This is a genomic window from Streptomyces sp. NPDC050625 (genome assembly GCF_040654755.1).
Classification (GTDB): domain Bacteria; phylum Actinomycetota; class Actinomycetes; order Streptomycetales; family Streptomycetaceae; genus Streptomyces.
Window position 1 is genome coordinate 28,323 of sequence record NZ_JBFAIQ010000044.1, and the last position, 22,721, is coordinate 51,043.

Consider the following 22,721-nt stretch of genomic DNA (forward strand, 5'->3'; position numbering starts at 1 on the left):
TCTACCGCCCTGATTGCTCTTCAAGGAAACGGTCGATGTCCAGGAGGACGGTCTCGCTGACGGCGGGGACGGCCTCGTGGGTCTTGGCGATCCATGCTTCGACCGGGGCGACAGGGCCTTCCAGGCGTGCGTAGCCGTCTGGAGGTTCGAGTTCGATGCTGAAGTATTGGCCCCCCTGCTCGATGGGGGTGATCCTCACGTCGCCGAGTCCCGCGACCGTTCTCATGCCCTGGTCGAGTAGCTCTCGGGCGAACGTCCAGTGGACCATGTGGTCAGGTGTGACCTGAAAGGACAGCTGAACCGCGTACGGGTCGGTGCATGCATACGAGAAGCGCACGGGCACACGTATGTGCAGGTCAGGGGTGACTACGAGTGCCAAGTCGATGTTGAGTTCCAGGTCAGGAGAGCTCATGGTGATTCCTGTTCTGTCGATGTGCAGGGTGGAGCGGGTTCGGGGCCGGCAGCCCTGCCCGACGTTGATCTTGGATGCGTGCTTTCGGTGACCTCACGCCCTTTTCAGGCGGACTGTGATCAGGCATGCCGGGCAGGCGGCCGCTTCAGGCCTCTGTTTCGTGAACGGTCAGGAGGGCCCAGTGTGTGGCGGTGCCGCCGGGGTAGGTGTGGGTGCCGTGGCGGGTGGCCAGCACCTTGACGACCGTCAGGCCCCGGCCGTGCTCCTCCTGGGTGCAAGAGGAGGTCCAGACGCCATCGTTCTGGGTCGGCCCGCCGTCGGTGACACCGACCCACACATGGTCTTCGGCCGGATCCCGATACAGGTGCAGCGCCACCGGTGGCAAGGCATGCTCGATGGCATTGGTGACCAGCTCGGACACCACCAGCAGCACGTTCTCCGCGGCGTCCTGGTCCACGTGCCAGTCCTCAAGGAGGGCGCGGGTGATCGCTCGTGCCGCGCCCGCTGCGTTCGGCCGGTGCTCCAGCGCCTGGGCCACCACGCCACCGGCCGGTGCACCCGGCCTGGACACCGCGGTGTCCGAGCGGTCACGCGTCTGGCCCGTGTCCTGGGCTGGGCGAACCAGGTCCTCGACGATGGCGTACATAGCGATCACTTCCCGTGCTGCGGGAGACGGCCTCACCGATCTTGGGCCCTTTCGGCGAAGCCCTTACGCCCTCTGTTCTACGAGCCCCGCTTAAGCCGGGCATTAGGGTTGACCCCCAATGTTTTGGGGCTCTGACCCAAGGCCGGGTAGTTAGCGTATTTCCGCTGGTGGCAAGGGAGTTCGGTGTCGGGTAGGAACGCGGCCATCGGGGCCGCGTTGGTCAGGTAGTCCGCCAAGACTTCCGGCCGTTGAAGAGCCCCGTTGCCCACGCGTCATTGTGCCCTGCCACCCGGTCTGGCGAGGGTCACCCGCGAGTTCACCGTGGCCGAAGGCCGGTTCGCGCCCGGTCATCTGGGCGAGTTGACGCAGGTCATACCGTTCGACCTCGTCGATGCCGTTCTGGATGAAACCCGTTGCGTGCAGCGCCGGTTACGGGATCTGCCCTCGCGGGTCGGGGTCTACTTCCTCCTCGCGATGTGCCTGTTCCCGGAGGTCGGCTACCGGCTGGTCTGGCACAAGCTGACCGCAGCCCTTACGGGCGTCGGGATCGAGGTCGCGGAGCCAACTGCGAAAGCCTTACGTGACCTGCGCAGACGGCTCGGTGCAGAACCGATGAAGCGCGTGTTCGAGAGCCTGGCCGGCCCGCTCGCCCAGCCGGTGACTCCCGGAGTGCGGTTCGGGCCGTTCCGGATGGTCTCCTTCGACGGCTGCAGCTCGATCAAGCTCCCCGATGCCGAGCGCAACGTGGAGTGGTTCGGACCCGGCAGCCGTGGCGGGTATCCGATGCTGGAACTGATGACCCTGGTGGAGACCGGCACTCGTGCCCTGATCGGCGCCGTGTTCGGCACTCCCAGCGACGGGGAGACCTCCTACGCTCGCAGGCTCCTGCACCACCTGGGCCCCGGCATGCTGGTCCTGTGGGACAAGGATTTCGACGTCAACGCCTTCCTCTCCGCCGTGCACGACACCGGAGCCAGGTTCCTGGGCCGGCTGCGCGCCAACCGACGCACCCCGGTCCTGAGCCGGCTCACCGATGGCTCCAACCTCTCGGTCATCGGCACCGTCCCGGTACGCGTCGTGGAAGCGCAGATCACCGTGACCTATGACGACTGCTCGTTCACCAACTCCTACCGGCTGGTGACGACGCTGACCGATGCTCGTCGTTACCCCGTCCCGGCTCTCGTTGCCCTTTACCACCAGCGGTGGGAGCACGAGTCGGCGTATTTTGCTCTGCGTCACACGATCACAGACGGCCGGGTCCTGCGTTCAGGTGACCCGGCCGGGGTCGAGCAGGAGATGTGGGCCCTGCTCGCCCTCTACCAGGCGCTTCGGACCGTGATGCTGGAGGCCGCCGAGTCCCGGCCGGGCACCGATCCGGACCGCTGCGGCTTCACCATAGCCATCCAGACCGCCCGCGACCTCGTGGTCCAGGCCGCCGACGTCATCAAGCCCGGCAACCCGGGCACCCGCACCACCGGAGTCATCGGCAACCGGGTCCTGGCCGGGCTCCTCCCGCATCGGCGACCCCGCATCAGCACCCGAAAAGTCAGGTCATCGGTCTCCCGGTACGCCGAACGCCAAGACGACGGCCGCCCCGACACAAGCCGCCTGGTCACCGACCTCGACGTCACCATCCTCGAACCCGATCCCGACTTGCCCATCGTCTCGCACGACGATCGGCACACACCGGCCGCCGACCGGCGCAGACAGCGCGTCCTGGAGCTCCTTCACGCAGAACCCGGCCGCCAGTGGCACACCCGCGACCTCGCCCGCCACCTCGGCGACATCACCCTCAGCACGATGTACCGACAGCTCGACAGATGGGCCGTAAACGGACTCATCACCAAGACCGGCCCCGCCACCTACAGCAGCCCGAGAACTCGCTCAACCCTCTTGCCACCAGCGGAAATACGCTAACTACCCGGCCTTGGGCTCTGACCCCTGATCTTGGACACACGAGACACCGGATCCTGACGATCGGAGACCGGACATCTCGTGGTCATGAAGGACCGTCCGCCGCAGTTCAAGGTGGATGCGGTTGTGCTGTACCAGTCGCGGCCCGAGATGTGATCCGGCAGGTCGTCCCTTTCTGGGCATCAATCCGCCGCCCACCCGGTGCCGGGCACCATCGTGATCGCGCACGCTTGGCGGCCTCCGGACTGTCCGAACACTGCCAGGGCACGAGCACGGCCTTCTGTAACACGCTTCAGCGGACCTGACGCGATGGATACGAACAAGATCGCGACAGTGTCGGTAAGACCGCGTGACGAGCCGACACTAACTGGCTGCACGATGACGCCGGCCGCTGTGCACCACCGGACCGGAGCTCCCGCAACACGCGCCGAACGGCTCGCAGAAGGGGCAAGTCGATGAGCGACACCAACCAGTCGGCCACTACATCGCTCAACCGCTGCCCTTCAAGGATCTCGCGGTGCACGAGGTCAAGATACGTATACCCGGATGTTGCGCTGATCCACGGCCGGTCCACGTACACCATGCTCGCCGACGGAGCGGAGAAGGAAGCTCTGGACACGGACGCGTACCAAGAGCGTGAGGGCACCTGGGTCTGTGTCTCGGCCTGTGCGATCGCTCCGGGCACCTGACCCGTCCCCCGCGGGGTCCAGTCGCGAGACAACCGTGCACGCGGACGAGGACCCCGCAGAAGCCCAAGGGTGGCTCAGGACAAGAGAAAGACGTGGCACGATGCAGAACACAGCAACAGTGACCGACCCTGTCAGCAGGGTCGGAACGCTCCGGCTGGCCTTCTTCTCCGCGGTGATTTCGCTGGTGGCGGTGTTCGCCGCGGTGGGTTCGACGATCCCGCTGTTCAACGTCTACCGGGCCGAGGACGGGTTCACCAACGCCGACATCTCGATCACCGTCGTCGTCTACTCCGTCGCCACCCTCGCCACTCTGTTGTTCCTGGGCGGCCTGTCCGGTCACCTGGGTCGGCGGCCCGTCTCGATCGCCAGCCTCAGCCTGCTCCTGCTCGGCTGTCTGCTGCTGTTGGACGTCCACGAGATCGGCATGCTGATCACCGGTCGGCTCATGATGGGCCTGGGCGCCGGACTGGCCAGCAGCAGTCTCACCTCTTACATTGTCGACGCCGCACCCCCCAAGCCCGCCTGGCTGGCATCGGTCGCCTCCAGTCAGACAGTCATGCTCGGCCTCGCCGTCGGCGCCATCACCTCCGGCGCCCTGGTCCAGTACGGGCCATGGCCACGCGACTTGATTTACCTGGTTGTCATCGGCCTCCTTCTCCTGTCTGTCGCACTCATCGCCCTCAGCCCGGAAACCGCGACTCCGAGGCCCGGCGTCTGGCGATCACTGCGACCCCGGGTTGGCGTACCGGCCCGAGTCAAGCGTGTGCTCCCCGTCGCGGCAGCGGTGTTCCTGGCTACCTGGGCGGCGGGGGCCTTCTACCAAGCGTTCGTGCCCGCGCTTGTCGAAGACCAACTGCACACCCACAGCACACTCATCCTCGGAGTGGCATTCGCCGCCTACATGGGTCCCAGCGTCCTCGGCGCTCCCTTCGGCGGCCGGTTCACACCCGCGAGAGCCCAGCGCCTTGGCATGATTGGCTTCCTGGCCGGAATGATCGGCGTCATCACAGCCATCACCACCGGAATACTGGCGCTGTTCATCGCCGCGACCGTCGTCGCCGGCGCCGGTCAAGGCATCGCCATCAGCGCCGCCACCCGAGGCCTGCTGCACGGCAGTACCCTGGCTGACCGGGCTCCGACCTTCAGCGTGATCTACCTTCTCTCTTACAGCGGCGCGACGATCCCCGCTCTCATCGCCGGCCAGCTGACCCACACCTTTTCGCTGCCACAGATCTCGCTCGGCTACGGCGGACTCGCCCTCGTCTCCACCCTGTTCACCGTCCTCGGTGCCCGCAACCCGCGGGCGACTCCGATCACGAAAGGCCAGGACGTCCAGTAGCCAAACGGACGACGGGCGGCTATCGCGGCGATGACCCGTTCGCCGTCACCGCGGGTGTCTCACCGAACTTCATTGCATAAGGAGAACGCACACATATGTTCAAGCGGATACTGGTCGCGGTTGATCCCAGCCCCTCTCGTCTCACCTCCGTACGTATGGCCGGTGAGATGGCCCGGCTGACCGGTGCTTCTGTCCACGTCCTGCATGTCGCCGCAGCGACCGCCACGCTCGACACCGTCGTACGCCTGGAGAACGACGCTGAGGCCAAGGCGATCCTGGACGAGGCCATCGCCGCTCTGCGCGACGAGGGAGTCGAGGCGGACGGCACGCTCGTCAACGGTTTGCTCAACGATGTGCCGACCCTGATCAACGAGACGGCCGAGCAACTTGGCGCTGATCTCATCGTCCTCAGCCCGCACCACCGCGGAGTCGTCGCCGCACTCTTCAATCCCCGCGTGAGCGACATCGTGACGCACGCCAGCAACACGGCGGTCCTCCTCGCTCCGGAAAGGCGCGAGGCCGCCAGCAGCTGAACCAGGCCGAGACGCCTTGATCATTCGATCCCGGGGAGGATGTCGAGCGTGTGCCCTGCTGTGCCATGGGCAGTGGCCCATGGCGCTGCGCCTGCAGACGTGGCCACGCATCAGTCGGTTACCGGGACTCTTGCAGAAAGCCCCGGCGTTCACGCCGGGGCTTTCTGCAAGAGTCCCGGTAACCGAGCCAACCTCACGTTGAGCGAGGGAAACCCGCTTGCGGACTGACGTGAGAGGCGGAGGTCTTCCCGCGCCAGAGCGTGAACGTCGCCACGTCAAAGAGAGCATGGCTATCTCGTCAGGTAAGCGATGCCCTCTGTGGTGGCTCCAACACAGTGGCAGGTACGGCATAGCGACGTACCACGATGCTCCGCACCCATCGGCCGACCTGCCCCGCCCCAGGCCGTCCAGCGGTGGGGCGGGGGTCTTCGGAATCACCATGGTCGGCGCACCGGCCGAGTCACTCCTGGATCGCGGCAGCCGTCGAGCAACTGAAGGCGGACCGACCCTCCGCGTCCCTGGCTGTCGAGTTCGGTCGAGTGGCGGAACTTCTCATCAGGATGCCGCAGTGGTCGGTGCTGTCGCCGTTGGCATCAACACGGCCCGGTCATCATGGTCGGGACCGCTCCTGCGAGAGGAGCCGCGATGCTCCAAACGCCGAGGCTGCTCGGACAGAACGAGGCTCGCGACCTCTTCGCGGCGGTGTGGTGGCGCGGGATGCTGCGGCTCGGATACCAGGCGGCGTTCGACGAAACTCTGGTGCTGCGATCGGTGGATGTGCTCGGTGATGCCTCGACTCCGACGAAGTTCGCGACGGGGCGCTCTGCGTGGTCTACGGTGAACGGGCAGGCGGGGTGGATTGCATCCGGATCGCCCTCTTCGAGCCGACGACGAGCACCGTGGCGGCCACGGTGTCCGCACCCCACCTCCGAGGCTCCAGGCACCACCGCGATCTTCCACAACGAGCCGGGCCTGCACGTGGCCGTCAAGCAGGAAGACCGCCAAGGATTCGGCCCCTGCCCCGCCCGTACCGCCCCAGTGACCTGGCGAGGATCGGCGACAGCAACCGTTCGGATCGCCGTCGAGTGTCTCCATCACCAGGCCGTGGGCGAAGAGGTGGTGGGCGAGCGCGGTGAGTTCCGCGGCCTCGCGGTCGAACCGCGTCATCTCGTGCACCGTGAGTCAGGCCCGCCGGTCGGGTTGTGGCCGTCCGCTCCTTACGGGCGTACGCGGATGATGGTCTTCCCGTTACGTCGCGTGGTCGGGTTGAGGGCAGCAACGGCATCATCGAAGCTTGCGACGGCACCGATGTTTGTCCGTAGCCGTCCGTCGCGCACGCGCTGCACGATCTCACCCAGTTCGGCGCGGTCGGCCTCGACAACGAAGTCCACCGCCAGGCCGTCGGCGGGCCGCGCCTCGACCGGGCCGACGACTGACACCAGTGTTCCTCCAGCCTTGATCAGGGCGGCGGACTGATTCTGAACGTCGCCGCCGATGACGTCGAAGACCAGATCCACGCTGCCGATGTCTTTGAGCGTGTCGTTCTCGAGGTCGATGAACTCATGCGCGCCGAAGTCGAGTGCCTTCTCACGGTCGGCGGCGCGTCCGGTACCGATGACGTACGCGCCGGCCTCACGTGCGAGCTGGGTGACCATCGTCCCGACCGCCCCGGCAGCGCCATGGGCGAGGACGGTCTGGCCGGCCTGAAGGCGGCCGTGCTGGAACAGTCCCTGCCACGCGGTCAGACCCGAGATCGGCAGGGACGCGCCGACCGTGAAGTCGACGTCGCCCGGCAGTGGTGCGAGGTTGCGTGCTTCGATCGCCACGTACTCCGCCAGGGTGCCGTCGCGGTGCCAGTCGGCGAGGCCGAACACCCGCTGCCCGACCGACAGTCCTGTCGTGCCGTAGCCGAGGGCCGTGACGACTCCGGCCAACTCGTGGCCGGGGATCGACGGTGTCTTGTCATGGCCGGCGCGATCGGTCCAGGTCGATGGCCACTCCATCTCGGTCGGGACGAAGCCCGATGCATGAATCTGAACGATGACGTCGTTGATCGCCGCGGCGGGCTCAGGCCGCTCCGTGAGCGTCATCCCGGCCGTCCCTGCAGCCTGGTCGGTCACCACAATGGCTTTCATTGAGATTGTCCCTTTCTCGCGAGAGCTCTTAACACGATCATGAGTGGTGTTTCTTCAGAATGAGCCGCGTGCGTCGCGCATACTCAGGTCATGGACTTGGTGCGCGTGGCGGCTCGGGTACCTTCCGGTGGCCGGTGGCCGATCGCCAGTGCTGTGTCGCGCGTTCTGCCCTGGAGATTCTCGCCGTTGATGGGCATGACGACGATCAGGCGCGGCGGCCGTAGGTGTGCGGATCGACGGGCCGCTCGGACTTGGGAAGCCCGCCGACCACGAGACGGTAGGAGTCGATCACGAGCTCCTTCACCAGCTTCTCGTCGATGGTGCCCCCGCCTTCCAGCGTGATCCAGTGCCGCTTGTTCATGTGATAGCCGGGGGTGATGTCTGCGTACTGCACACGCAGGGCAGCGGCGTCGTCCGGATCAGCTTTAAGGATCACGACGGGGCGCCCTGGCATGTCGGTCATGAGCATGAAGACCTTGCCACGCACTTTGTGGAGTTCCCAGTTGGGGTCGGAACGATGCTCCAAGTCGGTGCCGGGCAGTTCCGCGGTACTGTCGTGCGCGATCTTCTGCAGCTCCAGTCCGTCCACGGTGTTCAACTCCTCTGTCGACCCGAGTGCCCTGACCGTTCGGCCAGGACCCAAGGCGGCGTCCCGCGCGGCCGCCTCGAACGGTGGCGCCCGCACGCCGGCAACGCCAACGAGGTCGTGTTACGAGCTCTATGTGTTGTGTGTGTTGGTCTGGCGGGGTGGGTGTTTAGACGAAGGTGAACAGCTGGTCGGCCTCGAATCGTGAGATCGGCGTGGTATACACCCTCTCCGGGTCGGGGTAGCCGAGGGCTAGCAGCACCGTTGTGCTGTGTCCGGTCTCGCGGATCTTGAAGGCCTTGTCCACGCTTGTCGGGTCGAATCCCTCCAGCGGTGTGGCTTCGACGCCGAGTTCAGCGGCCGCCATCATGGTCAGGCCCACGGCCATGTAGGTCTGCTTCTCCATCCAGTGGTTGAGGTCCTTGTAGCCGTAGTTTCGCAGACTGAGGAAGTCTCGGGTCATGGATTCCCACAACTGCTGCTTGGACGGGTCGGGGAACCGGCCATCCGCCCTTTCCTTCGTGAACACCGCCTCGAGGTGGCTGTCGGGCAGATCCGCCCGGGTGGTGAGCATGATGGTGTGCGACGCGTTCAGGATTTTCTCGGCGTTGTCCTGGAACCGTTCGCCCAGGTTGTTGGCGAGGTGCTCTTTGCCTTCGGGCGTGGCGAGGACGTAGAAGTGGTTGGGCTGTACGTTCACCGATGTCGGCGTGGAGCGCAGGAACTTCAGCAGCTGCTGAAGGGTTGCCTCCGGGATGGTCTTGCTGGGATCGAAATAGCGGGTGAGATGCTTGCTCATGAGCTTGTCGAGATTCATGGCAGTCTGCCTTCTTTCTGCGATGAGTGGGTGAGGAGCGATGGTTCGCGGGGCCTGGGCTAATTCCTGCCGCGGGCAAGGAGTTCGCTGATGCGCTCGAAGCTGATTCCTGTCGTCGCGGCGGTGAGATCCCCCGCGACGAGCGCCTGGGTGGCCTGTTCGAGCGCCTGCATCGCATGGGTGTAGAGCGCGGGACCCGTGCTGATGCGTTTGACTCCGGCCTTCCGTAGTTCTGCGACGGTCAGCACCTTGTCTGCGGGTGAGATGAGGACGTTGACCGGTGTCGGCGCGACGGCGGTGACGATGGCGACGAGTGCGTCGAGGTCGGGTGGGTAAGGGGCGTGGAGCACGTCCGCTCCGGCCTCGGCGAAGGCCGTCAGACGCCGGATGGTGTCGTCGAGATCGGGCCGTCCCTGGAGGAAGTTGTCGGTGCGGCCGGTGATGACGATGCGTCCCTTGGCCGCGTTGACGGCGCTGCGTATGCGGTTGACGGCCTTGTCGAAGTCGCGGATCGGTTGGCCGGGGTTGCCCGAGGTGTCCTCGATCCCGATGCCGGCCAGGCCGGACTTGACGGCGGCTTGCACGGTCGTGGCGACGTCTTCGGGCGTGTCGCCATAACCGTCCTCGAAGTCTCCGTTGACGGGCAGTCCGGTGAGCCCGCTGAGCAGCCGCGCATGCTCGAGGTGCTCTTCGCGGGTGACTTCGTGACGTCCGTCGGACCGGCCGAGGGTGGTGGCGAGTGCCGCCGATGATGTCGCGATTGCCTCGAAGCCGGCATCGGCCAGTATCAGCGCCGAGAGGCCGTCCCATGCGTTCGGCATGACAAGGCCACCGTCACGGGTGTGCAGCGCCATGAACTTCTCATACAGTTCGGAGCCGGACATCGAGCCTCTCCCGAGTGATCGTTTTGGGTGGTGAGGGGTTTGCCGACGGTGGGCGCGGCCTCGGCGGGAGTTCCGGCGGTCAGCCGGGCGTACCGGCCGGGCTGACAGCGGGGATGTCGATGTCGGTCTGGTTGACGTTGTTGAGGAAGTTGGTCAGCAGGACCTGCACCACCACCGTGACGATCGCCAGGATCTGCGGGTCGGTGTACCCGGCGCCTCGCACGACCGCGAGGTCGGCGTCGCTCACCTGACCGTGGCTGTCCACCACCTGCTGGGCGAAACGAGCGACCGCGGCGCGCTTGGGGTCGGTGGAGCTCCCGGCCCGGGCCAGGCCGATGTCTTCGCTCGACATGCCGCCGAGTTGGGATGACACGTACGTGTGCATGGCCAGGCAGTAGTCGCACCCGTTGGCCTGCGACACGGCGAGCGCGATGGTGTGCCGCGTCTTCGCGTCCAGAACCCGGCTCAGGGTGCTCTGCAGTGTCATGACGACGTCGAGGACGGTCGGGTTCGACGCGAGCGTCGCGAACATGTTCGGGACGAAGCCGAACTGTGCGCCGACGTTGTCGAGGATGCCCTTCGCGCCGTCCGGGACTTCGTCGGGAGAGGGAGCGTGCAGTCGTGACATGGCGAATCAACTTCCGGTGAGTGTGTGAGGAGTCAGCGTCGAGCCCAGGTCGGTTCTTACTGCCTCAGAGGTCCAGTCCTCGTTGTGACCACGAACTGCTGCCGAGCAAGTTTTGGGCTGCGTGGCCCACTCGCAGGAGTGAACATCATTCGAATCTGGGCTGTCAAGCCCAATCTGGGGTACCATGAAGCATGACCAGCACTACTGCAGCTGCGCAGCCTCACAAGCTCACGTCCAAGGGGCAGGCGACGCGGGCCCGCATCCTGGAGCACGCGGCTGAGCTCATCTACACCAAGGGCGTCCACGCGACGAACAACGAACAGCTCCGCCGCGCTGCCGGCGTCAGCGGATCACAGCTCAACCACTACTTCCCGACCAAGGAGAGCCTCGTCCTGGCCGTGATCGCCTGGCAGGCCGAGCGCGTCCTCACCTTCCACCGCAGTGAGCGATTCGCCTGCTTCGACAACCTCGACGCGTTTCGGGCGTGGGCGGATTTCTACGTCGGCTACGAGCGCGCCTACCAGGAAGGCTGCAGCCTCGGCTCCCTGGCGAGCGAGATCATCAAGACGGACCTTGACGTTCACGACGAGCTCGCGAGTGCGTTCGACCAGTGGAGGGACGTCTTCCGGGATGGAATCGAGCGCATGCAGCAACTTGGGCGCATCAGCGCTGAGGCAGATCCCACGCAGCTGGCCAATCTGCTCCTTGCTGCCTTCCAGGGCGGCATGCTCCTCGCCCAGGTCGCGCGGGACATCGCTCCACTGAAAGACGCGCTGCAGACAGCCATCGACTACATGCAGACCTTCGCCACATCTCCCGACAACGGCGTACTCCAAGCTGGATAGCCGCTTCCATGGTCGAACTGGTCAGCAGCGCCATCAAACATGCCTACACCGACACCCCAGCCAGCGCACTACAAGACGCCGTGGTGGGAGTGTCTAATCAACGACCCTGTCTCGCTTTCGGTGGTGACGGAGTGTCATGACGCGTCGTTGGCATTCATGTAAAGGATGTCAATGAGCTTGTCCAGATGGTGTTTTCGGGCCTGTTCCCGCTGGTCATAGACGACGTGGTCGACGGGGGTGAGCGGATCGCGGTGCGGGCGAGGACGCCTCAGAACATGGCGCCGTGTCCGGTGTGCGGGGTGCCGTCGGTGCGGGTGCATGGCTATCACTGGCGGACCGTGGCCGACGTACCGATGGACGGGCGGCGGGTGGTGGTCCGTGTGCGGCGTCTGGTGTGTCCCACCCGCGGCTGCCGACATACCTTCCGCGAGCAGGTGCCTGGAGTCCTGGACCGATACCAGCGACGCACCACCCGTCTGACCAGGCAAATCAAGGCCGTGGTCAAGGAGTTAGCGGCCCGGGCCGGGGCACGTTTGCTGGCGATACTCGCGGCGGGCATCTCGCGCCACACGGCCCTGCGCACCCTGTTGCGCATCCCGCTACCCGCAAGGCGGACGCCCCGCGTGATCGGCGTCGACGACTTCGCTCTGCGCCGGCGCCACCGCTACGCCACCGTGATCATCGATGCCGATACCCATGAGCGGATCGACGTGCTGCCCGACCGCACAGCCGACTCCCTGGAGGCGTGGCTTCGCGAACATCCGGGCATCGAGGCCGTGTGCCGCGACGGCTCCGCGACCGACGCCGAGGCCATCCGCCGGGCGCTGCCCCGTGCGACGCAGATCGGCGATCGGTGGCATCTGTGGCACAACCTGTGTGAAGCCGTCTTGAGCGAGGTCAAAGCGCACAGCACCTGCTGGGCCACCGTGCTGGACGCCCCCATCTATGACGGGCCTCGAGCCCAGACGACGCTGGAACGCTGGCATCAAGTCCATGGCCTGCTCGACCAGGGCGTAGGTCTGCTCGAATGCGCCCGGCGCCTGCAACTGGCCCTGAACACCGTCAAACGTTACGCCCGAGCCGACCGGCCCGAGCGGATGCTCCGTGTCCCAAAGTACCGCGCCAGTCTGGTCGATCCGTTCCGTGAGCACCTGCGCCAACGTCGGGCCGAGGACCCAGGCGTCCCGGTCAACCATCTCTTCGAAGAGATCAAGGCCCTGGGGTTCACGGGCTGCCTGAACCTCCTGCACAAGTACATCAACCAGGGCCGTGCGGACGCCGAGCGCAGTCATATCTCCCCGCGCCGGCTCGCCCGGATGCTGCTGACCAGGCCCGACAACCTCAAGGCCGAACAATGCGAAGCTCCTGGCCAAGCTCACCGCGGCGTGCCCCGAGATGACCCAACTGGCAGCAGCTGTCAGGGGTTTCGCTCCGCTCCTTGCACCTCACGCCGACAATGCCGACGCGCTGTCGCGCTGGATCAGCCAGGTCCGCGGCGTCGACCTGCCCCACCTGCACGCCTTCACCCGAGGTCTGGAGCGAGACCTCGACGCCGTGATCGCCGCCCTCACGCTTCCGTACAGCAACGGCCCCACCGAGGGCGTCAACACCAAGACCAAGCGCATCGCGCGCCAGATGCACGGCCGAGAAGGCTTCACCCTGCTCCGCCATCGCATCCTTCTCGGATGACGGCACGCTCCGTCACCACCAAAAGCGAGACAGGGCCGTTGATTGGACAGACCCTAGCTCGGCACGAGCAAGGCCCGCGCCTGCCGCGGGCCTACGTGTCGGGTTCCTGGTCCAGGAAGAACCGCAGCCGGACTCCGGGTTCGCCGGGCTCGCGGGTTGTACGGTCCGCCGGCGCGATGGTGCACTGCGCGGCGAGCAGGTCCTGGATGGCGAAGGCGGTTTCGTCATCGGCGACCGCGACCTCCACCGCGGCCAGGCCCGGCACGGCCACATGCGTGTCATTGATCTGCCTCATGCACGGCATGACGTGCCGACGTCCGCAGAAGTTCTCCCGCCTGAGCGTGATCACCTGACCGGGTACGCGGTCAGGTGCGCGTGCTGATGTAGCGCACGGCCGGGCCCCACTGCTTCATGACCGGTCCCATGCACCACTGGCACAGTGGACAGCCGCCGCTGCCGTACTTGTGGGTCTTGCGCTGGCACCCGGCGCAGAAACCGACCCGGTCAGTGGGGCAGGTCAGCGCGGACGGGTCGGGCTCCGTGATCAGGGGCGGGGGAGTGGTCTTCATGGATCCTGTTCCGGGTGACGTTTTCCGGCCACCTCACCCGCAGAATATCGGCCTGTCTGACACTGTTGTTCGAGCCACGTCCGGCGCGGTCGGCAACATCTCCTGCGCCAACCCTTGCGACTTCTCTTGCGCGAGGCTCGCCGACGCCGCCGCATCCGCGCAGGTCACCCCTGCCGCAGGGGCGTGGTCGGGGGTCTGGCATCCCCGTTGCGGCCGCTTTCGCCCCTGCCCTGGCTGGAGTTGAGGGTGAGGGAAGGGCTGGATGGGCGGCGCGGACGCAGCCGGGGATCGGGGCGCGCTCGCCATGGTGCGCGTCGGCGCCGCCGCCGCGCTGCCCGGGCCGCCGCCAGGGCGGCTAACTGATCATTTCAGAATGACGTGGCGGAGCCGTCGAAGGCAGATAATGCTGCAGGCGAGTTCGAGTAGTCCCTGGTGGAGGTCGGCTCGTTGCTCATAGCGGACACGGAGTCGTTTGAACTGATGGAGCCAGGCGAAGGTCCGCTCGACGACCCAGCGGGTGCGGCCGAGGCCGGAGCCGTGGGCAACGCCGCGTCGGGCGATCAGGGGTCTGATGCCGCGTTTCCGTATTAGCTGGCGGTACTTGTCGTAGTCGTAGCCCCGGTCGGCGAAGAGCCGTTTGGGTCGGTTGCGGGGACGTCCGCGCACTCCTCGGATGCGGGGTATCGCGTTCAGCAGGGGGATCAACTGTGTGATGTCGTGCCGGTTCCCGCCGGTCAGGGAGACGGCCAGAGGCGTGCCGTGGCGGTCGACGATCACATGGTGTTTGGAGCCGGGGCGGCCGCGGTCGACGGGTGAAGGGCCGACGTGAGCCCCCCTTTGAGGGCCCTGATGTGGGAGCCGTCGATGGCCGCATCGTCCATGTCCAGCAGGCCGGTTGCCCGCAGCTCGGCTAGGAGTGCCTCATGAAGGCGAGGCCAGACGCCAGCCTCAGTCCAGTCCCGCAGCCGACGCCAAGCGGTTACCCCCGAGCAGCCGACGACCTGGACTGGGACGTCGCGCCAGGCCACTCCCTTGCGTAGTACGTACACGATGCCCGCCAGCGCAACCCGGTCCGGCACCGGCAGCCGTCCGGGATGACGGTGACGTCGGGGCGGCCGCTCCGGCAGCAGTGGAGCTATTCGCTCCCACAAGTCGTCGGAGACAAGATCGATAGACACCAGCCGGACCCTGCCCAGACGGACCTTCAACCACCAGCCGACACGCCGATCTCACCTGAGTGCTCATCGGCCCTCTTCCGGCGCTGACCGCCGGTCGGTGAGGCGCTCCTGGTCGGCGGCGTTACCGGCACGAGCCTCGGTGCGGTGACCCCGTGCCAGGTAGTCCCGGACGATCAACTCGACAGCATCCTGAGGGCTCCTGGTGCCGGCCAGCAGCATGACCTCGATGGCCAAATCGCTGTCCAGGCTGATGGTGACCTTCGCCATGACACCTCCTGAAGGGTTAGCGAGGACCCTATCCAAGCGGCTAACGGTCGGCGATGGGTAGGTTGCCGCAACCGGGAAAGAGGGACGGAGCCGGAAACCCGGCCGGTCACGAACGGCTCATTCTGTAACGAGCTTTAAGTCGAGGATGTGCAGCCGGACGTCGGGCTGGCAGTGACTGCACGCCCGCAGCCCTGCAGCGAGCAGCCGCCGGGCTTCCTCGTGGCTGACCGCACGACGTCGCTTGCCCGCCATGTGGCAGTCGCCGGCGTGAACCTGGGACGGGTGGCCGGCCCGTGCCGATGCGCAGTTCCACGATTCAGTCCGGAGACCGTGGACGGTTGCGCTTGCCGTATTCGTGTTCGGCCTGCCGCCGCTCCAGGGCTGCGATCTTGCGGTCGATGTGGGCCAGCCATATCGCGTGCCACACCCGCATTCTGTGGAATGAAGATTGTCAAGGTTGCCTGGTGTCAGTCCGCGGAAGGCGCTGCGGCAGCGGACGCCACGCAGCCGGGGATCGGGGCGCGCTCGCCACCCACCGCTTCATGACCGGTGCGTCGATAATCCTGAGCGCTGTATTCGGTAGTTTGAGGCAACTGCTCTTCACGCTCCGTGACCGTGAGATGCGGTGGCGGCCTGAGCTCCGGCCTCGTTGTCGCCGCGGCCGGCTACCCCGTTCTCGCCCTCACCGGCGGCGTCCTGGCCCTCGCGATACTGCCGGTGAGCTTCTAGCACACCCAGGTGTGAGGTGGTTGTGTGCGCGTTCGGTGTTTCCTTAATTCTCTGACAAATTTTCTACAACCATTCGACTCAGGTGTCCGTCTGGTTAACACAAGGGTGTGTAGGGGTTGATGTAGAGGAGCTCAGAACGTGACCGTGCGTTCCTTTGCCCGGCGGATGCGACCGCGAGTCGAGCGGCAGGTCGCCGAGAAGGTCTGGCAGCTGCGCACCATGCGGCGGCGCCACATGGCGGCGGTCACGGACCCGGTGCTCCGCCCGGTGGCGGTGCGCGGCCAGCAGCTCTACGGACGGGTCGTGACCCGGTTCAGCGCTGCCGAGGCGGCCGCCGCCAACCTCGGACTGGTCCTCGCCGCGCTGGAGCAGGACGGCATCCCCTACTTCCTGGTGCCGGCCTCGCGCACGCGCCACACGGTCGGTGTGAATGCCGTGGACCGGGAGCGTCTTCTCACCGCCCTGGAGGCGCAGAACGCGGGGAAGGCGGTGTTCATCGGCAGACCGCTGCCCGGCGGAAAGCTCAGGCACCCCGCCCTGTTCATGGACGGTGTCCTGCCGGCCGCGCTGCGTACGGCCCCGGTCCTGCGGATCGGGGAGAACCACCTGGGCCCCGCGGGCCAGCTGCTCGCCGGGCCGGAACTCGCCTGCGACGTCGAGTTCTGGGAGGACGGGGCACAGCTCCTCGCCTCCGCCGCAGGGCCCCGGCGCCTGGCCTCGGTCCAGCCGCAGGCCTCCGAGGACGTCTTCGCCGAGTCCCTCGTCGCACCCCGGAACAACGGCATCACGGACGTACTGCCGGCGTCCGAGCAGACACCGGCCGTGGTCCGGATCGGCGACCGGGAGCTGCCGAGCTTCGCCGCGCTCACCCTGCCGACCGTGAACGACGTGACCTTCCCCGTCGACGTCGTCTACACCTGGGTGGACGGCGAAGAGCCGGAGATGCGGGCCAAGCGCGCCCGCTACCAGGAGCGCGGCACCGCCGAGATCCTGGACAAGGAGACCAACGCCTCTCGCTACACCAGCCACGACGAGCTGAAGTACTCACTGCGCTCGCTCGCCATGTACGCCGACTTCGTCCGCCACATCTACCTCGTGACCGACGGCCAGAAGCCGCACTGGCTCGACGACACGGCCCCGGGGATCACGGTCGTCGACCACCGCGACATCTTCCCGGCGGACGTCCTGCCGGTGTTCAACTCGCACGCGATCGAGACCCGGCTGCACCACATCCCCGGCCTGTCGGACCACTACCTCTACTTCAACGACGACGTGTTCGTCGGCCGCCGGGTCACCGCGGAGCACTTCTTCCACGGCAGCGGTCTGATGAAGATCCCGGTGTCCCCGCTCAAGATCGGGGTCGGCAAGCCGCACGCCGAGGAGACCGCCACCAACTCCGCGAGCAAGAACGTCCGCCGGCTGCTGCTGGAGAAGTTCGGGCGGATGACCACGAACAACTTCATGCACACCCCGCTGCCGCAGCACCGCGAGACCCTGCGGGACCTGGAGGACGTCTTCCCGGAGGACATCGGCCGCACCACGGCGTCCCGCTTCCGCTCGCCGCAGGACATCGCTGTGACGGCCCCGCTGCTCTACCAGTACGCGCTGATGACCGGCCGCGGTGTGCCGGGCCGGTTCGGCTTCCGGTACGTCAACATCAGCCGTCCGGACGCCGAGGCCCGCCTGGCTGACCTGCGCCGCACCCGCCGCTTCGACTTCTTCTGCCTCAACGACGTCGACGTGCCGCCGGAGGAGCGGGAGCGGGTCGGCGTCCGGATGCACGAGTTCCTGGAGGACTACTTCCCCTTTGCGAGCCCCTTCGAGAAGCCCGTCGAGAAGCAGAACTGACGGGGGCTGGGGGGCATGGACATCCGTCACCGCTTCACGTTCACGGCGCCCGCGGGCCTGCGCGCCGCCCGGGACCTGCTGGCGCGCCTGTGCGCCTGGCTATCGGCCAGGCTCTGGGCGCTGCGCGCGACCCGGGCCCGACGACGCCTGCGCGCCGCCGTCCCCGGGCGCGGGATCACCTTCGGACCGACGCGGCTGTACGGCCGTACGGTCGACGCCTACACGGCCGCGGACGCCGCCGAAGCCGATCTCGAACGGGTCTGCACCCTCCTGGAAGGGCTGTACGTCCCGTACTTCCTGGTCCCCTCCGACCACGGACACGGCGCGCCGCGGCAGGTCGTCGGCGTCGAGGAGACGTACCGCGACGCGATCCTCGCCCGGGCCGCCCAGCGCTTCGCCGGCACCGCCGGGTACGTCGGCGCCGTCGGACCGGGCGGCGCCGTGACGACCGCGGTGCTGTGGGCCGACGGCAGGCTGCCCCAGGCGGTGCGGCGGGCCGCCGTACTCCGCACCGGCGTGGTGCGCCTCGGCCCGGTAGGGCAGGTGCTCAGCGGCCTGGAGACGGGGTGCGACATCGAGTTCTGGCGGCACGGCCGGGACCTCGGCGCCCCCTCGGATTCAGCCGGGGGCGGCGCCGGCGGCACCGATCCCGCCTGGCTCACCGTGCCCGGCAGTCGGCTGCCGGACGTCTTCGGGCCGGCGCTCGTCGCCCCGCGCCGCAACCCCGTGGCGGAAGTGCTCCCGGTGACGGCGCGGCAACCGGCGGCGGTGGCGGTTCGCCGCCGCACCGTCCCGACGTTCGCCCCGTTCGCCGAGCCCGGCATCGACGAGGTGCTGTTCCCTGTTGACGCCGTGTACACCTGGGTGGACGGGGACGACCCGGCGATGGCCGCGAAGCGCCTGGCCCACCAGGAACTCTCCGACAACGTCATCGCTCCGCGCGAGACCGGCGCCTCCCGCTACACCAGCCATGACGAACTGAAGTACGCGCTGCGCTCGCTGGAGATGTACGCCGGGTTCGTCCGGCACGTCTACCTGGTCACCGACTCCCAGATCCCGTCCTGGCTGGACCCGGAGGCGGAAGGCCTGACGGTGATCGACCACCGGGAGATCCTCCCGCCCGACGCGCTCCCGGTCTTCAACTCGCACGCGATAGAGAGCCGCCTGCACCACATCCCGGGCCTGTCGGACCACTACCTCTACTTCAACGACGACGTCTTCATCAACCGCCCGGTACACCCCGAGCACTTCTTCCACGGCAACGGCATCGCCCGCATCCCCCTGTCTCCCCTGAAACTCGGCGTAGGCGCCCCGCACCCACTCGAACCGGCCCCGAACTCCGCCGGCAAGAACGCCCGCGAGGTGATCAGGCGCTTCCACGGCAGACACATCACGCACAAGTCGCTGCACACCCCGCACCCCCAACTGCTGTCCGTGATGCGCGAGATGGAGAGCCTGGGAATCGAGGAACTCGAACGGACGTCCCATTCCCGTTTCCGCTCCACCTCCGACGTCGCTCCGGCATCCACGCTCCACCACCACTGGGCGATGGCAACGGGCCGGGCCGTCCCCGCCGACTACCGCTTCCGCTACGTCCAGCTGGGCACACCGGACATGCACCGCCGTCTGGCCCGCCTCGCGGCCGGCGAGGACATCGACTTCTTCTGCCTCAACGACGTGGACACGCCCCCGGAGGCCAGACCGGCTGCCCAGGCCGCCATCCGCAGGTTCCTGGACCGCAAATACCCCTTCCCGAGCCGCTACGAAGGAGCCCCCCGCACCAGCACCCGCCCCATCGCACCGCTCACGACGAGAATCCCGTCCCAGCCCACACGGGAGGAAGCACAGCGCCGCGAGGCGTAGACGACCCGGGCCGGACCGGGCAGCGAGGCGGCACCGGGGCGCCGTGCTCACGCAGGTGTGTTCCACCCCTTGGGCGGGCTCAGCTGCGAGAGGACAGCATCGAGATCACCGGCGAGTTCTCCCACTGTCCAGCGTCGCGCGCGGCCCCGCCGTCGCGCGCGAGGACCACCGGCGGCGCCCGAGCGGGTGGTGCTCTTGTCGTGGTAGCCGAGCGCCTGGGCGATGACGAGGGCCGGGGCCTGGAGGACGAGTTCGCCGACCACGCCGTGTCCATCGCCGGCCGCGTGATCTTCCTGGTCACTGGCGAACTGACAGCGACACAACCATGACCATCGCCAGTTCCTCCCGTAGTTCGCCGTTCGAGGACAAGTCCTGCCGCTCCGAATCGCGAGGGCTGAGATTCAACTCGCGGACCGTGACGAGCTGAAAGATGTATCCGGAGCGCATCCATCCACGCAGGACGGGGACGGCGAACGGCGGGGTGCCCTTGCTGGCCGACTCATGCTCGCTGCCCAGGGTTGCGTCGCTTCGGTCGCTGTCGACCCGGTGGCCTGACCGGCCTCGGCGGCCGTAACCACGGGGTGGAGGAGTGGTGGGGGGAGTTTCCCATGTGGTCAACAAGCGTAGCGAACGGTGGGGGTGCGGTTGTCTCGTTGGCGCAGTTCTCCAACCCCCACATTCCTTGGAGAACTTCATGTGCCGCGCCGTCTTCGGCCTGCCCGCCACCACCCTGCTGCTGACCGTGTCAGCGCCGCCCCGGCACTTGCCGAGCCCCTGCGCCGCCGTCGACGGCGACCGCCCGTGCAGAACTGGCCGCCCTGACGGTCGCCGTGCTGCAGGCGCGAAGATTCCCCGTTGTGCGGAACTTACTGAGTGACAGCGGGAAACCGAACCGATGCCGACATTTTTCACGTGATCGAGCACGCACTGTGACGCAGAAGATCACGATGGCTATACGGCATGAAACCGGACAAACAGCGGAAAGTTCGCGCCCCGGATCTTGTGTGACGCCTGTGAACCCCCTGAGGATGGGCGGCGGTGCAACACGTGTTCGATTTTCCTCAGGAGGAAAAGTGAAGGCACGTGTTCTGTTCCCGCTGCTCGCCACGGTGGCACTGTTAGCGCCAGGTGCCACGGCGTCGGCCAACGACGGCGGCCGTGACGTCTTGGCGCGCCCCGCCGCCCTGAGCCCCAACGCCTGCAAAGGCAAGGACAAGGGGCACATCGTCAAGTGGTACACAAGATCGTGCAGCTCTGGTCGGAGAATCCCGGCGCAGCTCCGCCCTGTGCCGGGAGGGCGAAGTGGCCTGGTGAGCCGGGGCGGTGACGCGGCAGGACCCCTCGTCGTAAGCGGGGTCAAGCGGCTCGAAGTGGGGTCTCTCGACGTGACACCGCGGCACTGGGGTGGATGGTGATGGAACATCCAGCAGTTCGGCGCGAACTGGCACGGCGCCGGCGCCCGCGAGTTCGTTGAGGCGCTGCGTGCCTGGAAGAAGCGCGAAGAGAGCCTGGAGTACGCGCACCACACCGAACAGATCGTCTACTTCGACACCTGCCAGGGCGGAGGCTTCTACACCCTCACCGCCAATATCGCCAGCCACCGCTTTCGGTCGGTCTACCACTGCCATCTGTCTTCCAGCTGCCCGGAATCCCCGTGGACCTCCAGCCGATCGGGCACCTGTTCGAGCAGTTCGACGCCGCTATCCAATATCCAAACCGCAGCCAGGACGGTATGTCGGCTCCGGAGGAGTGGCCGGGCAGGGTCGAAGAAAGCGAGCTGCTCGTTTGTGCACTGCGGTCGCACCACCAGCTCGATGAGCCCAAGGAGGCGTACCACTTTTACCGGGACTCTTGCGGAAAGCCCCGGCGTTCACGCCGGGGATGAATGCATCTCAAGACTGCTCTGACGTTCACTTCAGAGCGGACGTTTCTGCTGCTCGATGTACTGGCGGACGATCGCCAGTGGTGCTCCGCCGCACGACGCGGAGAAGTACGAGGGCGACCACAGGTGTCCGTGCATGACGGCGCGGTCGATCCGGCCGGTGAACTCCTGCCGTATCCGCCGGGCGGAGACGCCCTTGAGGCTGTTGACCAGCTTCGAGACGGCGACCTTAGGCGGGTAGTGCACCAGCAGATGGACGTGATCGCGCTCGCCGTTGAACTCCTTCAGCTCCGCCTCGAAGTCCTCGCAGACCTTGCGCATGATCTCTTCGCAGCGCGTCAGCATCTCGTCGTTGAACACTCCGCGCCGGTACCTCGTCACAAAGACCAAGTGCACATGCATCGCCGATATTACGTGTCTGCCACGTCTGTAGTCGTCAACCTCACCCATGAGACCAATCGTAGTAGGATCCCGGTCATGCAGCTCCGCTACAACTACCGGGCCTACCCGGACGCCTCCCAGCGCCGTGCGCTGGCGAGTGCATTCGGGTGCGCCCGCGTGGTGTGGAACGACTGCCTGCGCGACCGCAAGGAAGCGCACGCGGCGGGGCTGCCGTACGTGACGTCGGCGGAGTTGTCCCGGCTGCGTATCACCCAGGCCAAGCGCACCAGGGAACGTGCCTGGCTCGCCGACGTCTCGGCGGTCGTCCTGCAACAGTCCCTGCGGGACCTCGATGCCGCCTACAAGAACTTCTTCGACTCGGTCAGGGGCAAGCGGCAGGGCCGCAAGGTCGGCCCTCCCCGCTACAAGTCGAAGAAGGACACCCGGCAGTCGATCCGTCTCAACACCAACGCCTTCTCCCTCAAGGACGACGGCACGGTGTACGTGGCCAAGGTCGGCAACCTCAAGGTCACGTGGTCGCGCCGGCTTCCGGCGGCCCCGACTTCTCTCACCGTCACCAAGGACAGTTCCGGCCGGTACTTCCTCAGCTTCGTCGTGGACACCGAGCCGGACATCCTCCCCGGCTTGGAGACCGACACCGGTCTCGACCTCGGCCTGTCCGCCTTCGCCGTCCTGTCCGACGGCCGGAAGATCGACAGCCCGCGCTTCCTGCGCCGGGCCGAGAAGAAGCTCAAGCGCCTTCAGCGGGAACTGTCCCGCAAGGCCAAGGGGTCGAAGAACCGGGCCAAGGCCCGGATCAAGGTCGCACGCCAGCATGCCAAGGTGGCGGACCGGCGCCGGGACTGGCACCACAAGGCATCCACGCA

At 66.8% G+C, this 22,721-nt stretch carries 21 protein-coding genes and 1 pseudogene; 8 read left to right on the forward strand and 14 right to left on the reverse strand.

Annotated elements, in window-relative coordinates; genetic code table 11:
• Position 1: 1 nt before the first annotated feature.
• Both AB0I54_RS43535 and AB0I54_RS43540 read right to left on the reverse strand, forming a co-directional pair.
• Positions 2 to 412, reverse strand: coding sequence for an SsgA family sporulation/cell division regulator (locus tag AB0I54_RS43535; RefSeq protein WP_363301918.1), 411 nt, complete (start codon positions 410 to 412; stop codon positions 2 to 4).
• Positions 413 to 557: 145 nt separating this feature from the next.
• Entirely contained in the window at positions 558 to 1,058 is a 501-nt protein-coding gene (locus AB0I54_RS43540; RefSeq protein WP_363301919.1) for an ATP-binding protein, read from the reverse strand.
• A gap of 261 nt (positions 1,059 to 1,319) precedes the next feature.
• Here AB0I54_RS43540 and AB0I54_RS43545 point away from each other — a divergent pair, with 261 nt between their 5' ends.
• The 3 genes from AB0I54_RS43545 (at position 1,320) to AB0I54_RS43555 (ending at position 5,533) form a co-directional block, all read left to right on the forward strand.
• Positions 1,320 to 2,975 carry an IS4 family transposase gene (locus tag AB0I54_RS43545; RefSeq protein WP_363301920.1) on the forward strand — a complete coding sequence of 552 codons (1,656 nt, stop codon included), beginning with the start codon at positions 1,320 to 1,322 and terminating at the stop codon, positions 2,973 to 2,975.
• Positions 2,976 to 3,761: 786 nt separating this feature from the next.
• Positions 3,762 to 5,000, forward strand: coding sequence for an MFS transporter (locus AB0I54_RS43550; protein WP_363301921.1), 1,239 nt, complete (start codon positions 3,762 to 3,764; stop codon positions 4,998 to 5,000).
• A 95-nt stretch (positions 5,001 to 5,095) separates the two neighbouring features.
• A complete protein-coding gene (locus AB0I54_RS43555) occupies positions 5,096 to 5,533 on the forward strand; it encodes a universal stress protein (RefSeq protein WP_363301922.1) in 438 nt (145 codons plus the stop codon).
• 1,217 nt (positions 5,534 to 6,750) lie between these two features.
• Here AB0I54_RS43555 and AB0I54_RS43560 read toward each other — a convergent pair.
• The 5 genes from AB0I54_RS43560 to AB0I54_RS43580 all read right to left on the reverse strand — a co-directional run bounded on the left by AB0I54_RS43560 (position 6,751) and on the right by AB0I54_RS43580 (position 10,583).
• On the reverse strand, positions 6,751 to 7,668 hold the full coding sequence (locus tag AB0I54_RS43560; RefSeq protein ID WP_363301923.1) for an NADP-dependent oxidoreductase: 918 nt from the start codon (positions 7,666 to 7,668) through the stop codon (positions 6,751 to 6,753).
• Between the two features lie 205 nt (positions 7,669 to 7,873).
• Positions 7,874 to 8,257 (reverse strand): MmcQ/YjbR family DNA-binding protein, encoded by a 384-nt coding sequence (locus AB0I54_RS43565; protein ID WP_363301924.1) that lies wholly within the window; start codon positions 8,255 to 8,257, stop codon positions 7,874 to 7,876.
• Between the two features lie 166 nt (positions 8,258 to 8,423).
• Positions 8,424 to 9,071, reverse strand: a complete 648-nt coding sequence (locus AB0I54_RS43570) for a nitroreductase family protein (protein ID WP_363301925.1) — start codon at positions 9,069 to 9,071, stop codon at positions 8,424 to 8,426.
• A 59-nt stretch (positions 9,072 to 9,130) separates the two neighbouring features.
• Positions 9,131 to 9,955: an isocitrate lyase/phosphoenolpyruvate mutase family protein gene (locus AB0I54_RS43575; protein WP_363301926.1), complete on the reverse strand. Its 825-nt coding sequence runs from the start codon at positions 9,953 to 9,955 to the stop codon at positions 9,131 to 9,133.
• Between the two features lie 79 nt (positions 9,956 to 10,034).
• On the reverse strand, positions 10,035 to 10,583 hold the full coding sequence (locus tag AB0I54_RS43580) for a carboxymuconolactone decarboxylase family protein (RefSeq protein WP_363301927.1): 549 nt from the start codon (positions 10,581 to 10,583) through the stop codon (positions 10,035 to 10,037).
• Between the two features lie 191 nt (positions 10,584 to 10,774).
• On the opposite strand from AB0I54_RS43580, the gene AB0I54_RS43585 reads away from it, so the two are divergent.
• Together AB0I54_RS43585 and AB0I54_RS43590 are read left to right on the forward strand one after the other, a co-directional pair.
• The gene (locus AB0I54_RS43585; protein WP_363301928.1) at positions 10,775 to 11,428 is read left to right on the forward strand and encodes a TetR family transcriptional regulator C-terminal domain-containing protein; all 654 of its coding nucleotides are present in this window, start codon (positions 10,775 to 10,777) and stop codon (positions 11,426 to 11,428) included.
• Positions 11,429 to 11,580: 152 nt separating this feature from the next.
• Positions 11,581 to 13,117 (forward strand): annotated as a pseudogene (locus AB0I54_RS43590) (ISL3 family transposase).
• Positions 13,118 to 13,208: 91 nt separating this feature from the next.
• On the opposite strand, the gene AB0I54_RS43595 reads toward AB0I54_RS43590, so the two are convergent.
• From AB0I54_RS43595 to AB0I54_RS43615, 5 genes are all read right to left on the reverse strand, one after another.
• Positions 13,209 to 13,412, reverse strand: a complete 204-nt coding sequence (locus tag AB0I54_RS43595) for a DUF6207 family protein (protein WP_363301929.1) — start codon at positions 13,410 to 13,412, stop codon at positions 13,209 to 13,211.
• A 70-nt stretch (positions 13,413 to 13,482) separates the two neighbouring features.
• Positions 13,483 to 13,686 carry a hypothetical protein gene (locus AB0I54_RS43600; RefSeq protein ID WP_363301930.1) on the reverse strand — a complete coding sequence of 68 codons (204 nt, stop codon included), beginning with the start codon at positions 13,684 to 13,686 and terminating at the stop codon, positions 13,483 to 13,485.
• Between the two features lie 363 nt (positions 13,687 to 14,049).
• Positions 14,050 to 14,864 (reverse strand): IS5 family transposase gene (locus tag AB0I54_RS43605; RefSeq protein WP_363301931.1). Its coding sequence is split into 2 segments (ribosomal slippage): positions 14,050 to 14,525 and positions 14,525 to 14,864, totalling 816 coding nucleotides; the frame shifts between segments, so codons are not numbered across the junction.
• A 63-nt stretch (positions 14,865 to 14,927) separates the two neighbouring features.
• A complete protein-coding gene (locus AB0I54_RS43610; protein WP_200698015.1) occupies positions 14,928 to 15,131 on the reverse strand; it encodes a hypothetical protein in 204 nt (67 codons plus the stop codon).
• Positions 15,132 to 15,248: 117 nt separating this feature from the next.
• On the reverse strand, positions 15,249 to 15,383 hold the full coding sequence (locus AB0I54_RS43615; protein ID WP_363301932.1) for a DUF6233 domain-containing protein: 135 nt from the start codon (positions 15,381 to 15,383) through the stop codon (positions 15,249 to 15,251).
• Between the two features lie 615 nt (positions 15,384 to 15,998).
• On the opposite strand from AB0I54_RS43615, the gene AB0I54_RS43620 reads away from it, so the two are divergent.
• Both AB0I54_RS43620 and AB0I54_RS43625 read left to right on the forward strand, forming a co-directional pair.
• A complete protein-coding gene (locus AB0I54_RS43620; RefSeq protein WP_363301933.1) occupies positions 15,999 to 17,708 on the forward strand; it encodes a stealth family protein in 1,710 nt (569 codons plus the stop codon).
• 15 nt (positions 17,709 to 17,723) lie between these two features.
• The gene (locus AB0I54_RS43625; RefSeq protein ID WP_363301934.1) at positions 17,724 to 19,571 is read left to right on the forward strand and encodes a stealth family protein; all 1,848 of its coding nucleotides are present in this window, start codon (positions 17,724 to 17,726) and stop codon (positions 19,569 to 19,571) included.
• A 47-nt stretch (positions 19,572 to 19,618) separates the two neighbouring features.
• Here AB0I54_RS43625 and AB0I54_RS43630 read toward each other — a convergent pair whose 3' ends face one another.
• A complete protein-coding gene (locus AB0I54_RS43630; protein ID WP_363301935.1) occupies positions 19,619 to 19,834 on the reverse strand; it encodes a hypothetical protein in 216 nt (71 codons plus the stop codon).
• 1,652 nt (positions 19,835 to 21,486) lie between these two features.
• Positions 21,487 to 21,903, reverse strand: a complete 417-nt coding sequence (tnpA, locus tag AB0I54_RS43635; protein WP_363301936.1) for an IS200/IS605 family transposase — start codon at positions 21,901 to 21,903, stop codon at positions 21,487 to 21,489.
• Positions 21,904 to 21,930: 27 nt separating this feature from the next.
• On the opposite strand from tnpA, the gene AB0I54_RS43640 reads away from it, so the two are divergent.
• The coding region (locus AB0I54_RS43640) for a transposase (RefSeq protein WP_363301937.1) at positions 21,931 to 22,721 on the forward strand (791 nt) is incomplete at its 3' end.